Genomic DNA, 14154 nt, shown 5'->3' with positions numbered 1-14154 from the left:
AAGCTTGTTTCAGGAGAGTTCTATGGACACCGTGTCTTGACAAGCCAGCTAGTGCTTGCCCCCTCCGAAAACGAGCGGCCCCGCCTTCTCCAGCAATCCAGTGACATTGCCGTTGAGCGAGAAGATTTTCTTCTCGACCGGCAAGGCCATTTCAGGGCTGCCCTCACTGAAATCCAACTTGCCATAGTCCACCCACACCACATTTGGCGCGTACGAACTCTCAAAGAAATAACGATCGTTCTTGAGATCGATCACACTGCGAAAGATCGTATTGGACACGTTCGGTTTATCGGGATCAGCCGCCCCGAAAGGCACGGAGATGTTGCGAATGACGCTGAACATGTAGGCCGCACCCACATCGGCGTTCTCAGGTTTCGGCAGAGCATTGGTGTAATAAGCAGCACGGACAAATCGATCGCTGGGGGTACGCTCGCCCGGCAACGCCTTGTCGCCACCGAATGAGCGATATTGTTTCAAATTCTCGATCTGCTTGTCATAGGTCGGCTCGTTCGTCATGACAGTGAAGCGCCTGTCATGATAAACTTTCGGCTTGCCGTCCACATATTCGATCACGGCGGAATCGCCTGTCCTGTCTTCAAGCGACAGATGCATGAGCGTTGGTTTGCCATTCGGCAGGATCATTGGCTCGATCTGGATCGCATCCTTGTTGATCGCATCTACAGCTTCGGCAACCGTGGCGAAGTTATCGAGGTAATATTGCGCCCACTGCATGATGCCGATTGCTTCTCGCTTGGGGTCCCGCTCGCCAAAGCTGGAATCTTCCGCAAGATAAAGTACGTGGGCGCTAAGGCCTTTTTCATTCACACCTTCATGCGTGCCCATGTCATAGCCAGTGATGACCAGGCTGCCATATTTCGACGTCCATTTATGCGGATTCTCCGCAACCGCGCCGACACGCTGGATACCGCGAGGAAACTTGCGAAAAGAGGAATTTACCTTCTCAGTCCAATCCTGAGTCCGACCGACGAAAACTTGATCTCCGTCGGCCCACAGAACCCGGCTGCACGCATAAGCGGCAGGCGCTACGAAGTTAAGTGCCATAGCGAGGCCGCTGATGGTGGCGAGATATTTTGTAGTTCTCTTTCCCATGGTCCCTTAATTCTCCCTGCTGCGAAGGCATTTCGGTCGAGGCGAGGCTGGCGCCGACCCCTATCGGCCGGCGGATGCGCCCGGTTCGAGAGGATATGGCAGCCCTGCCGTGCCAACTATCCATATCGCGCAGGATTTCAGGCAGATCAGGCGTCTCTTCGGAGAGCGGAAGATGTTGAGAGGATGGCAGCTCAATGCCAATGCCGCGATTGGTTCGGAAGCCGCGACCGTGCGAATGGACACGCCGCCGGCTAGATGGACCAACCCGACAACACCGTGAAGTGGGCGAGAGTCCATCGGTACAATGCTGAATTTCGCGGGCGGCCGCTCCCCACCGGCAGGATGAGCGCCAGTGCCATGCCCGCCCGGGCGCGAGAGCGCAACGACAAGCCGAGCGCGAGCAGGATGTTCCAGCCCGGCTGCCCGTGCCATTTTCCGAAATGGCTGCCAGAAACGATATTTCCGCGGGCCGCCCTTTGAAAATCGGCGACACGCTTGCCATATTAGCCCGATTGGGGCATAAGGGCGCCATAGCCGGGACGGAACGACTGGATGGTTCCGAGGCGGCGTTTGGTCATAAAGCGGACACTTGCCACTTGCGTGGATCAAGAATCGGTTTTATGTAGACGGAACAGGCACGCGACGCGTGAAGCTGGGAAGCCGGCTTTACGCGTCTGATTTGCATGGGCGAAGTGATTGCGCTGATTCGGCGTGAGACTGGGCTCAGGCGGCACGTCCCGGCCAGCGGGATCATCCAGGAGGCCCGGCCAACGGGTCTTGAAGACAGGCGGCATATGGCTTCGAAAACCACAAATCCTTTCGTCTTTCTCCAGCAGGTTCGCTCGGAGACCGCCAAGGTGACTTGGCCGTCGCGGCGCGAAACGATGATCTCGACGGTGATGGTTCTGGCCTTCGCTGTGATTGCGATGATCTTTTTCTTTAGTGCCGATCAGTTGATGGGCCTCGCGATCGAACAGATTCTGGGCATTGGACGCTAAGTCCGGCGATTACGGAGAAGTCTAAAAAATGGCTGCGCGCTGGTACATCGTCCACGCTTATTCGAACTTTGAAAAGAAGGTCGCCGAGGACATCGAGAACAAGGCCAAGCAGAAGGGCCTGTCCGCCGATATCGAGCAGATCGTAGTTCCGACCGAGAAGGTCGTCGAGGTTCGTCGTGGCCGCAAGGTCGATGCCGAGCGCAAGTTTTTCCCGGGCTACGTGCTCCTGAAGGCCAACCTGACCGATGCCGTGTTTTCCCTGGTGAAGAACACGCCGAAGGTCACCGGCTTTCTCGGTGACTCCAAGCCGGTGCCGATCACCGAGGCGGAAGCGCAGCGCATCCTGAACCAGGTGCAGGAAGGCGTCGAGCGGCCGAAGCCCTCGGTCACGTTCGAGATCGGCGAGGCGATCCGCGTTTCGGATGGTCCTTTCGCGTCGTTCAACGGTTTCGTCCAGGAAGTGGACGAGGAGCGGGCGCGGCTCAAGGTGGAAGTTTCGATCTTCGGGCGCGCCGTGCCCGTCGATCTGGAATTCGGACAGGTCGAAAAGGGCTGATCCGAAATCCCCGATGTTGGGCCGGCGATGCCGGCTCGGCGATCGGGGGAGGCGGTGCGGAAACGCACGGCCTGAGAACGGTGGGAGGCGAATGTGGCTTTAGCCGGCCACGCGAACCGCACCACCAGACTGCAACCGCCGGTGTTTTCCCTGATGGTGGGACCGGCATAAACAAAGGCAGGAAAAGAGATGGCTAAGAAAATTGCAGGCCAGCTCAAGCTCCAGGTCTCCGCGGGTTCGGCTACGCCGTCGCCCCCGATCGGCCCGGCGCTTGGTCAGCGTGGCATCAACATCATGGAGTTCTGCAAGGCGTTCAACGCGCAGACCCAGGAAATGGAAAAGGGATCGCCGGTTCCGGTCGTCATCACCTACTACCAGGACAAGTCGTTCACCTTCGTCATGAAGACACCGCCGGTGAGCTACTTCCTGAAGAAGGCCGCGAACCTGAAGTCGGGCTCGAAGGAGCCGGGCAAGGTCAAGGCTGGCACCGTTTCGCGCGACAAGGTGCGCGAAATCGCGACCGCCAAGATGAAGGATCTGAACGCAAACGACGTCGAGGCGGCCATGCGCATGGTCGAGGGCTCCGCCCGCTCGATGGGTCTGGAAGTGGTGGGCTGAGATCATGGCAAAGATTGCAAAGCGTGTATCAAAGACCCGCGAAGGCATTGATCCCAACAAGGCTTATGCCCTGGGTGAAGCGCTGAAGCTGCTCAAGGACCGTTCCTCGGTCAAGTTCGACGAGACCGTCGAAGTCGCCATGAACCTCGGCGTCGACCCGCGCCATGCCGACCAGATGGTCCGCGGCGTGGTCAATCTGCCGAACGGCACCGGCCGCTCGGTTCGTGTCGCCGTGTTCGCCCGTGGCGACAAGGCCGAGGAAGCCAAGGCCGCCGGCGCCGACATCGTTGGTGCTGAGGACCTGGTCGACATCGTCCAGAAGGGCACGATCGATTTCGATCGCTGCATCGCCACGCCGGACATGATGCCGCTGGTCGGCCGTCTCGGCAAGGTGCTCGGCCCGCGCGGCATGATGCCGAACCCGAAGGTCGGCACCGTCACCACCGACGTCGCCGCCGCCGTCAAGGCATCGAAGGGCGGCGCGGTCGAGTTTCGTGTCGAGAAGGCCGGCATCGTTCATGCCGGCGTCGGCAAGGTCTCGTTCGACGTCAAGGCGCTCGAAGAGAACATCCGTGCCTTCGCCGATGCGGTGACCAAGGCAAAGCCGGCTGGCGCCAAGGGCAACTACGTCAAGAAGGTGTCGGTCACCTCGACGATGGGCCCGGGCCTCAAGCTCGACGTCGCGACGCTCGCTGCGTCCTGATTAAGACCATTTGGATCGGCCGCTGGAAGGCCGATCCGTGACTGAATTCCGGGCCCCGGATTTATCCTGGGCCCGGTGCCGGAAGTCGAAAGGCTTCCGGACATCCTGTCCGAGATTGCAGGCGGCCCAAAAGCCTTAATTCATGTGGGCCTGCATGAGACGGGTGAAGACCCGACAACGGAGCAAGTGCTCCAATGAAAGGTTCGAACCGTGTTTGCCTTTTGTCTGCGCATCGTCGGCTTGCCGGCGGTGTGGCGAAAGGGGGCAGGATCCTCGAGCGTCGTTCGGGAGATCCGTTACTGGATGGCCCGGCCGGCAAAAGGCAACCCGACGCCTGTCCTCGAAATAGGGCAGGGGTCAACTGGAGATAGGCAGTGGACAGAGCGGAAAAACGCGAACTCGTCACGGGCCTGAACGAAGCGTTCGGAAACGCAGGTTCAGTCGTCGTGGCCCACTATGCCGGTATCACCGTCGCGCAAATGAACGACCTTCGGTCGAAAATGCGCGCTGCCGGTGGCACCGTTAAAGTCGCGAAGAACCGTCTCGCCAAAATCGCTCTTCAGGGCACGGACTCCGCATCGATCATCGATCTGTTCAAGGGACAGACGCTGATTGCTTATTCGGAGGATCCGATTGCGGCGCCGAAGGTCGCGTCCGATTTCGCCAAGGGAAATGACAAGCTTGTCATTCTCGGAGGCGCTATGGGCACCACCTCGCTCAACGCCGACGGTGTGAAGGCACTCGCCACACTTCCGTCGCTCGATGAGCTGCGCGCCAGGTTGGTTGGCATGATCGCCACGCCGGCAACCCGGATCGCCCAGATCGTCAATGCGCCAGCGGCCTCGGTCGCGCGCGTCATCGGCGCTTACGCCCGGAAGGACGAGGCGGCATGAGGCCGTTCCTCGCTATCAAAAACACACGTTCGAACCTAACGAAGGAATACAACAATGGCTGATCTCGCAAAGATCGTAGACGACCTTTCGAAGCTGACCGTCCTCGAGGCGGCCGAGCTGTCGAAGCTTCTGGAAGAAAAGTGGGGCGTTTCGGCTGCTGCTCCGGTGGCGGTTGCCGCTGCCGGCGGCGCTGCCGCTGCTGCTGCTCCGGTCGAGGAAAAGACGGAATTCGACGTCGTCCTCACCGACGCTGGCGCTCAGAAGATCAACGTCATCAAGGAAGTCCGCGCCATCACCGGTCTTGGCCTCAAGGAAGCCAAGGACCTGGTCGAAGCGGCTCCGAAGCCGGTCAAGGAAGGCGTTTCCAAGGCCGACGCTGACAAGTTCAAGGCCCAGCTGGAAGCAGCCGGCGCCAAGGTCGACCTGAAGTAAGCGTAAAAGCGGCGGGCGGCCTCGCGCCGTCCGCCACTCCCTTCGCATGGAGGGAGGACGCGTAGCGCGAGATGTACGAGAACCTCTTTCCTGAGGGCCGCAACCGGCCTTCAGGAAACGGGTTTTCTCCCGTTTTAGCCGGCCGCCGACAAGCAATTCGTTGGGCGGACGGAGAACAGACAGAGAGCCGCCGCCCAGGCGGCTCGGTATGCAAGGCGGACCGCGGCGAGGTCCGCCCCGAGTTTAGAGCTAAGGAGCGACGATGGCCCAGACCCAGACTTTCAATGGCCGCAGACGCGTACGCAAGTTCTTCGGAAAGATTCCGGAAGTTGCGGAGATGCCGAACCTGATCGAGGTTCAGAAGGCATCCTATGACCAATTCCTGATGGTGGACGAGCCCAAGGGCGGACGTCCGGACGAGGGACTGCAGGCTGTTTTCAAGTCGGTCTTCCCGATCTCCGATTTTTCCGGCTCCTCGATGCTGGAGTTCGTGAAGTACGAGTTCGAAGGACCGAAATTCGACGTTGACGAATGCCGTCAGCGCGACCTGACCTATGCTGCGCCGCTGAAGGTGACGCTGCGCCTCATCGTGTTCGATATTGACGAGGATACAGGCGCCAAGTCGATCAAGGACATCAAGGAGCAGGACGTCTACATGGGCGACATGCCGCTCATGACCTTGAACGGCACCTTCATCGTCAACGGCACCGAGCGCGTCATCGTCTCGCAGATGCACCGTTCGCCGGGCGTCTTCTTCGACCACGACAAGGGCAAGTCGCACTCGTCGGGCAAGCTTCTGTTCGCCGCGCGCGTCATTCCTTATCGCGGCTCCTGGCTCGACATCGAGTTCGATTCCAAGGACGTCGTGCACGCCCGCATCGACCGCCGCCGCAAGATTCCGGTGACGTCGCTGCTGATGGCGCTCGGCATGGACGGCGAAGAGATCCTGTCGACCTTCTACAACAAGATCAGCTATGTGCGCGCCGGCGACCACTGGCGCATTCCGTTCAACGTCGAGCGCTTCCGCGGCCTCAAGGCCGTCGGCGACCTGGTCGATGCCGACACGGGCGAGATCGTTGTCGAGCAAGGCAAGAAGATCACCGCCCGCCAGGCCAGGGCGCTTGGCGAAAAGGGCCTCAAGGCGATCAAGGCAACCGACGAGGATCTGCTCGGCAACTATCTGGCTGAGGACATCGTCAACTACGCCACCGGCGAGATTTTCCTCGAGGCCGGCGACGAGATCGACGAAAAGACGCTCAAGGTGCTGCTCGGCACCGGCGAGCAGGAGATCAAGATCCTCGACATCGACCACGTCAATGTCGGCGCCTATATCAGAAACACGCTCGCCGTCGACAAGAACGAGAGCCGCCAGGACGCACTGTTCGACATCTACCGTGTCATGCGCCCGGGCGAGCCGCCGACGCTCGAGACCGCCGAAGCCATGTTCAACTCGCTGTTCTTCGACAGCGAGCGCTATGACCTGTCGGCTGTCGGCCGCGTCAAGATGAACATGCGCCTCGAACTCAAGGCCGAGGACACCGTGCGCGTGCTGCGCAAGGACGACATCCTGGCGGTGGTCAAGACGCTGGTCGAACTGCGCGACGGCAAGGGCGAGATCGACGACATCGACAATCTCGGCAACCGCCGCGTGCGTTCTGTCGGCGAGCTGATGGAGAACCAGTACCGCGTCGGCCTGCTGCGCATGGAGCGCGCGATCAAGGAGCGTATGTCCTCGATCGAGATCGACACGGTCATGCCGCAGGACCTGATCAACGCCAAGCCGGCGGCCGCCGCCGTGCGCGAGTTCTTCGGCTCCTCGCAGCTGTCGCAGTTCATGGACCAGACCAACCCGCTGTCGGAGATCACCCACAAGCGCCGCCTGTCGGCGCTTGGACCGGGCGGTCTGACCCGCGAGCGCGCCGGCTTCGAGGTGCGCGACGTGCACCCGACGCATTACGGCCGTATCTGCCCGATCGAGACGCCGGAAGGCCCGAATATCGGCCTGATCAACTCGCTGGCCACCTTCGCACGCGTCAACAAGTACGGTTTCATCGAGAGCCCGTACCGCAAGATCGTCGACGGCAAGCTGACCAATGACGTCGTCTATCTCTCGGCGATGGAAGAAGCCAAGCACCATGTCGCGCAGGCCAACGCCGAGCTCGACAAGAATGGCGGCTTCGTCGACGAGTTCGTCATTTGCCGCAGTGCCGGTGAAGTGATGATGGCGCCGCGCGAAAACGTCGACCTGATGGACGTTTCGCCCAAGCAGATGGTGTCGGTGGCCGCGGCCCTGATCCCGTTCCTCGAGAACGACGACGCCAACCGCGCGCTGATGGGCTCGAACATGCAGCGTCAGGCCGTGCCGCTGGTGCGTGCCGAGGCGCCGTTCGTCGGCACCGGCATGGAGCCGATCGTCGCCCGTGACTCGGGCGCCGCCATCGGCGCCCGCCGCGGCGGCATCGTCGACCAGGTGGATGCGACGCGTATCGTTATCCGCGCCACCGAGGATCTCGATCCGGGTAAGTCCGGCGTCGATATCTACCGGCTGATGAAGTTCCAGCGTTCGAACCAGAACACCTGCATCAACCAGCGTCCGCTGGTGCGTATGGGTGACCGGGTCAACAAGGGTGACATCATCGCCGACGGTCCGTCGACGGAGCTCGGTGATCTGGCGCTCGGCCGCAACGTGCTGGTCGCGTTCATGCCGTGGAACGGCTACAACTACGAGGACTCGATCCTGCTCTCCGAGCGCATCGTCGCCGACGACGTCTTCACCTCGATCCATATCGAGGAGTTCGAGGTCATGGCGCGCGATACCAAGCTCGGTCCGGAGGAAATCACGCGCGACATTCCGAACGTTTCGGAAGAAGCGCTGAAGAACCTCGATGAAGCCGGCATTGTCTACATCGGCGCGGAAGTGCAGCCGGGCGACATCCTGGTCGGCAAGATCACGCCGAAGGGCGAAAGCCCGATGACGCCGGAAGAGAAGCTTCTGCGCGCCATCTTCGGCGAAAAGGCTTCCGACGTGCGCGACACCTCGATGCGCATGCCTCCGGGCACTTTCGGCACCGTCGTCGAGGTGCGCGTGTTCAATCGCCACGGTGTGGAGAAGGACGAGCGCGCCATGGCGATCGAGCGCGAGGAGATCGAACGCCTCGCCAAGGACCGTGACGACGAGCAGGCCATCCTGGACCGCAACGTCTACGCGCGTCTTTCCGACGTGCTCGTCGGCAAGGAAGCGATTGCCGGACCGAAGGGCTTCAAGAAGGGCTCGACGCTGTCCAAGGATACGCTCGACGAGTATCCGCGTTCGCAGTGGTGGCAGTTTGCCGTGGAGAACGAAAAGCTCCAGAGCGAACTGGAAGCCCTGCGTGGCCAATACGACGACTCCAAGAAGGCGCTCGAACAGCGCTTCATGGACAAGGTCGAGAAGGTGCAGCGCGGCGACGAAATGCCTCCGGGCGTCATGAAGATGGTCAAGGTCTTCGTGGCGGTGAAGCGCAAGATGCAGCCGGGCGACAAGATGGCCGGCCGTCACGGCAACAAGGGTGTCGTGTCGCGCATCGTTCCGGTCGAGGACATGCCTTTCCTCGAGGACGGCACGCATGCCGATATCGTGCTCAACCCGCTGGGTGTGCCGAGCCGCATGAATGTCGGCCAGATCCTGGAAACGCACCTGGGCTGGGCTTGCGCAGGCATGGGCAAGAAGATCGGCGAGCTGATCGACACGTACAAGGCGGCCGGCGACATCAAGCCGCTGCGCAAGACGCTCGAGAGCTTCATGCCGGCCAACGACCGCAACGAGCCGGTTCGCGAATATGACGACGAGAGCATTGTTCGCCTCAGCGAGCAGATGCGCCGCGGCGTCTCGATCGCGACCCCGGTGTTCGACGGCGCACACGAGGCTGACATCAACATCATGCTCGAGCAGGCGGGCCTGCACACATCAGGTCAGTCGCAACTCTATGACGGACGCACGGGCGAGCCGTTCGATCGCAAGGTGACGATGGGCTATATCTACATGCTCAAGCTTCACCACCTGGTGGACGACAAGATCCACGCGCGTTCGATCGGTCCGTACTCGCTCGTCACCCAGCAGCCGCTGGGCGGCAAGGCGCAGTTCGGCGGCCAGCGCTTCGGCGAAATGGAGGTCTGGGCGCTGGAAGCCTATGGCGCCGCCTACACGCTGCAGGAAATGCTGACGGTGAAGTCGGACGACGTCGCCGGCCGCACCAAGGTCTACGAGGCGATCGTGCGCGGCGACGACACGTTCGAGGCAGGCATTCCGGAGAGCTTCAACGTGCTCGTCAAGGAAATGCGGTCTCTCGGCCTCAATGTCGAGCTGGAGAACACCAAGCTCGACGACAACCCTGTCCGGTTGCCCGACGCGGCCGAGTAAAGGTTACGGCGCGCCGCGCAAGCCGCGGCGCGCCAGACGAATTCGACGGCCAGTGGCCGACAAAGACGGCGGGCGTTTGGCTCGCGTTAGATGCAAGGGGTTTTCGAGGACCCCGAAAAGGAGAACGGCATGAACCAAGAGGTCATGAATCTCTTCAATCCGCAGGCGCCTGCGCAGGTGTTCGATTCCATCCGGATCTCACTGGCCAGCCCTGAGAAGATTCTGTCCTGGTCGTTCGGCGAGATCAAGAAGCCGGAGACCATCAACTACCGCACCTTCAAGCCGGAGCGTGACGGTCTGTTCTGCGCGCGCATTTTTGGCCCGATCAAGGACTATGAGTGCCTGTGCGGCAAGTACAAGCGCATGAAGTACAAGGGCGTCATCTGCGAGAAGTGCGGCGTCGAAGTCACGCTGTCGCGCGTCCGTCGCGAGCGCATGGGCCATATCGAGCTCGCCGCTCCCGTCGCTCACATCTGGTTCCTGAAGTCGCTGCCCTCGCGTATCGGCACGCTGCTCGACATGACGCTGAAGGACATCGAGCGCGTCCTCTACTTCGAGAACTACATCGTCACCGAGCCTGGCCTCACCGCGCTGAAGGAGCACCAGCTGCTCAGCGAGGAAGAGTACATGATCGCCGTCGACGAATATGGCGAGGATTCTTTCACCGCCATGATCGGCGCCGAGGCCATTCATGACCTCCTGGCCGGCATGGACCTGGAGAAGATCGCCGGCGACCTGCGTTCGGAACTGGCTTCGACCACGTCCGAGCTGAAGCAGAAGAAGTATCTGAAGCGGCTCAAGGTCGTCGAGAACTTCATGGAATCCGGCAACCGTCCGGAATGGATGATCATGAAGGTGGTTCCGGTCATCCCGCCGGACCTGCGCCCGCTGGTTCCTCTGGATGGTGGACGTTTCGCCACGTCCGATCTGAACGACCTCTATCGCCGCGTCATCAACCGCAACAACCGTCTGAAGCGGCTGATCGAACTGCGCGCTCCCGGCATTATCGTGCGCAATGAAAAGCGCATGCTGCAGGAAGCTGTCGATGCGCTGTTCGACAACGGCCGTCGCGGCCGCGTCATCACCGGCGCCAACAAGCGTCCGCTGAAGTCGCTGTCCGACATGCTCAAGGGCAAGCAGGGCCGGTTCCGCCAGAACCTGCTCGGCAAGCGCGTCGACTATTCCGGCCGTTCGGTCATCGTGACCGGTCCGGAGCTCAAGCTGCACCAGTGCGGCCTGCCGAAGAAGATGGCGCTCGAACTGTTCAAGCCCTTCATCTACGCCCGTCTTGACGCCAAGGGTTATTCCTCGACCGTCAAGCAGGCGAAGAAGCTGGTCGAGAAGGAGCGCCCGGAGGTCTGGGATATCCTCGACGAGGTCATCCGCGAGCATCCGGTGCTGTTGAACCGCGCGCCGACGCTGCACCGCCTCGGCATCCAGGCGTTCGAGCCGATCCTGATCGAAGGCAAGGCGATCCAGCTGCATCCGCTGGTCTGCACGGCCTTCAACGCCGACTTCGACGGTGACCAGATGGCTGTTCACGTGCCGCTGTCCTTGGAAGCGCAGCTTGAAGCCCGCGTGCTGATGATGTCGACCAACAACATCCTGCACCCGGCTTCCGGCGCGCCGATCATCGTGCCGTCGCAGGACATGGTTCTGGGTCTCTACTATCTCTCGATCGTCAACCAGAACGAGCCGGGCGAGGGCATGGTGTTTGCCGATATGGGCGAACTCCAGCATGCGCTCGAGACCAAGGCGGTGACCCTGCACGCCAAGATCAAGGGTCGCTTCCGCACGGTCGACGCCGAAGGCAAGGTCGTGTCGAAGATCCACGACACCACGCCTGGCCGCATGATCATCGGCGAGCTTCTGCCGAAGAACGTCAACGTGCCTTACGAGACCGCCAACCAGGAGATGACCAAGAAGAACATCTCCAAGATGATCGACACCGTCTACCGCCATTGCGGTCAGAAGGAGACGGTCATTTTCTGCGACCGCATCATGGCGCTCGGTTTCGCTCACGCCTGCCGTGCCGGCATTTCGTTCGGCAAGGACGACATGCTGATCCCGGATACCAAGATCAAGCTGGTCTCCGACACCGAGGCTTTGGCCAAGGAATACGAGCAGCAGTACAATGACGGCCTGATCACCCAGGGCGAGAAGTACAACAAGGTCGTCGACGCCTGGGCCAAGTGCTCGGAAAAGGTCGCCGACGAAATGATGGCCCGCATCAAGGCGGTCGAGTTCGAGGACAATGGCCGTCAGAAGCCGATGAACTCGATCTACATGATGTCGCACTCTGGTGCGCGTGGCTCGCCCACCCAGATGCGTCAGCTCGCCGGCATGCGCGGCCTGATGGCCAAGCCGTCGGGTGAAATCATCGAGACGCCGATCATCTCGAACTTCAAGGAAGGCCTGACCGTGCTCGAGTACTTCAACTCGACCCACGGCGCCCGCAAGGGTCTGGCCGATACCGCCTTGAAGACGGCGAACTCGGGTTATCTCACCCGCCGCCTAGTCGACGTGGCGCAGGACTGCATCGTCAACTCCGTGGATTGCGGCACCGACAAGGGCCTCACCATGCAGCCGATCGTCGATGCCGGTCAGGTCGTTGCTTCGGTCGGCCAGCGCGTGCTGGGCCGCACCGCGCTCGACGACATCAACCATCCGGTGACCGGCGACCTGCTGGTCAAGGCCGGAACGCTGATGGACGAGCGCGACGTGGAGCAGATCGAAAAGGCCGGCGTCCAGTCGGTCCGCATCCGCTCGGCACTGACCTGCGAGGTCAGGGTTGGCGTGTGCGCGGTCTGCTACGGACGCGATCTGGCGCGCGGCACCCCGGTCAACCAGGGTGAAGCCGTCGGCGTCATCGCGGCGCAGTCGATCGGCGAGCCGGGCACCCAGCTCACCATGCGTACCTTCCACATGGGCGGTACCGCGCAGGTGGTGGACTCTTCGTTCCTTGAAGCCTCCTATGAGGGCAAGGTCGAGATCCGCAACCGCAATGTGGTGCGCAACTCCGACGGCCAGCAGATGGTCATGGGCCGCAACATGGCGGTGCTGATCCTCGACGAAGCCGGCAAGGAGCGCGCCACGCACCGTGTCACCTATGGTTCGCGCATCTTCGTGGACGATGGCGACAAGGTGAAGCGTGGCCAGCGTATCGCCGAGTGGGATCCCTACACCCGCCCGGTCCTCACCGAAATCGAGGGCAAGGTGTCGTACGAGGATCTGGTCGACGGCATTTCCGTTCAGGAAACGGCCGACGAGTCGACCGGCATCACCAAGCGTGAGGTCATCGACTGGCGTTCGACACCGCGCGGCAACGACCTGAAGCCGGCGATCGCCATTCTGGACGCCAAGGGCAAGGTCGGCAAGCTGTCGAAGGGTGGCGATGCCCGCTTCCTGCTCTCGGTCGAGGCCATTCTCTCGGTCGAGCCGGGTGCGCAGGTTCGTCCCGGCGACGTGCTGGCGCGTATCCCGATGGAAAGCGCCAAGACCAAGGACATCACCGGCGGTCTGCCGCGTGTTGCCGAACTGTTCGAGGCACGTCGTCCGAAGGATCACGCCATCATCGCCGAGATCGATGGCACGATCCGCTTCGGCCGCGACTACAAGAACAAGCGCCGCATCATCATCGAGCCGCATGACTCGACGCTCGAGCCGGTCGAATACCTGATCCCGAAGGGCAAGCCGTTCCATCTCCAGGACGGCGACGTCATCGAGAAGGGCGACTACATCCTCGACGGCAATCCGGCGCCGCACGACATCCTGGCGATCAAGGGCGTGGAGGCACTCGCGTCCTACCTCGTCAACGAGATCCAGGAAGTCTATCGCCTGCAGGGCGTGTCGATCAACGACAAGCACATCGAGGTGATCGTCCGCCAGATGCTGCAGAAGGTCGAGATCACCACGCAGGGCGACTCGACCTACATTCCGGGCGACCACGTCGACGTGATCGAGCTGGAAGAGGTCAATGAGCGTCTGATCGAAGACGGCAAGAAGCCGGCCGAAGGCCAGCCGGTGCTGCTCGGTATCACCAAGGCCTCGCTGCAGACGCCGTCCTTCATCTCGGCCGCCTCCTTCCAGGAGACGACCAGGGTGCTGACGGAAGCCGCGGTTGCCGGCAAGACCGACATGCTGCAGGGCTTGAAGGAAAACGTCATCGTCGGCCGGCTGATCCCGGCCGGTACGGGCGGCACGATGAGCCAGATCCGGCGCATCGCCACCTCGCGCGACGAACTTATCATCGACGAGCGCCGCAAGGCCTCCGGTGTGGAAGTCGCCGAGCCGATGCTGGCCGATATGACAACCGCCGCGCAGTAAGCGCGGCGGGAGCAGTTCCAGGAAAAGTGCAAAGCGGTTTTCCGTCCGGAATTGCGCCACAACAAAAGATAGAGCGGTTCGGCGTTTCCTTGAAACGATGAACCGCTCTCGGAAATCTC

At 61.5% G+C, this 14154-nt stretch carries 9 protein-coding genes; 8 read left to right on the top strand and 1 reads right to left on the bottom strand.

The window, feature by feature from the left end; all coding sequences use genetic code 11:
* Nucleotides 1-48: 48 nt before the first annotated feature.
* Complete coding sequence (locus AC07UC_RS22760; protein WP_494907470.1) at nt 49-1110, bottom strand: linear amide C-N hydrolase; 1062 nt, start codon at nt 1108-1110, stop codon at nt 49-51.
* Nucleotides 1111-1904: 794 nt separating this feature from the next.
* Here AC07UC_RS22760 and secE point away from each other — a divergent pair.
* From secE to rpoC, 8 genes are all read left to right on the top strand, one after another.
* A complete protein-coding gene (secE, locus tag AC07UC_RS22755) occupies nt 1905-2108 on the top strand; it encodes a preprotein translocase subunit SecE (protein WP_010909260.1) in 204 nt (67 codons plus the stop codon).
* Nucleotides 2109-2136: 28 nt separating this feature from the next.
* Nucleotides 2137-2664, top strand: a complete 528-nt coding sequence (gene nusG, locus AC07UC_RS22750; protein WP_010909261.1) for a transcription termination/antitermination protein NusG — start codon at nt 2137-2139, stop codon at nt 2662-2664.
* A 189-nt stretch (nt 2665-2853) separates the two neighbouring features.
* Nucleotides 2854-3282 carry a 50S ribosomal protein L11 gene (gene rplK, locus AC07UC_RS22745; RefSeq protein ID WP_010909262.1) on the top strand — a complete coding sequence of 143 codons (429 nt, stop codon included), beginning with the start codon at nt 2854-2856 and terminating at the stop codon, nt 3280-3282.
* 4 nt (nt 3283-3286) lie between these two features.
* Complete coding sequence (rplA, locus tag AC07UC_RS22740) at nt 3287-3985, top strand: 50S ribosomal protein L1 (RefSeq protein WP_056568375.1); 699 nt, start codon at nt 3287-3289, stop codon at nt 3983-3985.
* A 374-nt stretch (nt 3986-4359) separates the two neighbouring features.
* Entirely contained in the window at nt 4360-4878 is a 519-nt protein-coding gene (rplJ, locus tag AC07UC_RS22735; protein WP_019857958.1) for a 50S ribosomal protein L10, read from the top strand.
* 54 nt (nt 4879-4932) lie between these two features.
* A complete protein-coding gene (gene rplL, locus AC07UC_RS22730) occupies nt 4933-5310 on the top strand; it encodes a 50S ribosomal protein L7/L12 (RefSeq protein ID WP_006202136.1) in 378 nt (125 codons plus the stop codon).
* 262 nt (nt 5311-5572) lie between these two features.
* A complete protein-coding gene (gene rpoB / locus AC07UC_RS22725) occupies nt 5573-9709 on the top strand; it encodes a DNA-directed RNA polymerase subunit beta (RefSeq protein WP_494907469.1) in 4137 nt (1378 codons plus the stop codon).
* A gap of 129 nt (nt 9710-9838) precedes the next feature.
* Complete coding sequence (gene rpoC, locus AC07UC_RS22720) at nt 9839-14035, top strand: DNA-directed RNA polymerase subunit beta' (RefSeq protein WP_140777465.1); 4197 nt, start codon at nt 9839-9841, stop codon at nt 14033-14035.
* Nucleotides 14036-14154 lie beyond the last annotated feature (119 nt).

It is taken from the genome of Mesorhizobium sp. GW821-FHT04C10 (assembly GCF_059420305.1).
This window is presented reverse-complemented; position numbering and strand designations above follow the sequence as displayed.

What these genes read in the sequence shown, in the direction of transcription:
- rplL (WP_006202136.1), top strand. Translation starts at nt 4,933, where the DNA reads ATGGCTGATCTCGCAAAGATCGTAGACGACCTTTCGAAGCTGACCGTC.
- rpoC (WP_140777465.1), top strand. Translation starts at nt 9,839, where the DNA reads ATGAACCAAGAGGTCATGAATCTCTTCAATCCGCAGGCGCCTGCGCAG.
- nusG (WP_010909261.1), top strand. Translation starts at nt 2,137, where the DNA reads ATGGCTGCGCGCTGGTACATCGTCCACGCTTATTCGAACTTTGAAAAG.
- AC07UC_RS22760 (WP_494907470.1), bottom strand. Translation starts at nt 1,110, where the DNA reads ATGGGAAAGAGAACTACAAAATATCTCGCCACCATCAGCGGCCTCGCT.
- secE (WP_010909260.1), top strand. Translation starts at nt 1,905, where the DNA reads ATGGCTTCGAAAACCACAAATCCTTTCGTCTTTCTCCAGCAGGTTCGC.
- rplK (WP_010909262.1), top strand. Translation starts at nt 2,854, where the DNA reads ATGGCTAAGAAAATTGCAGGCCAGCTCAAGCTCCAGGTCTCCGCGGGT.
- rpoB (WP_494907469.1), top strand. Translation starts at nt 5,573, where the DNA reads ATGGCCCAGACCCAGACTTTCAATGGCCGCAGACGCGTACGCAAGTTC.
- rplA (WP_056568375.1), top strand. Translation starts at nt 3,287, where the DNA reads ATGGCAAAGATTGCAAAGCGTGTATCAAAGACCCGCGAAGGCATTGAT.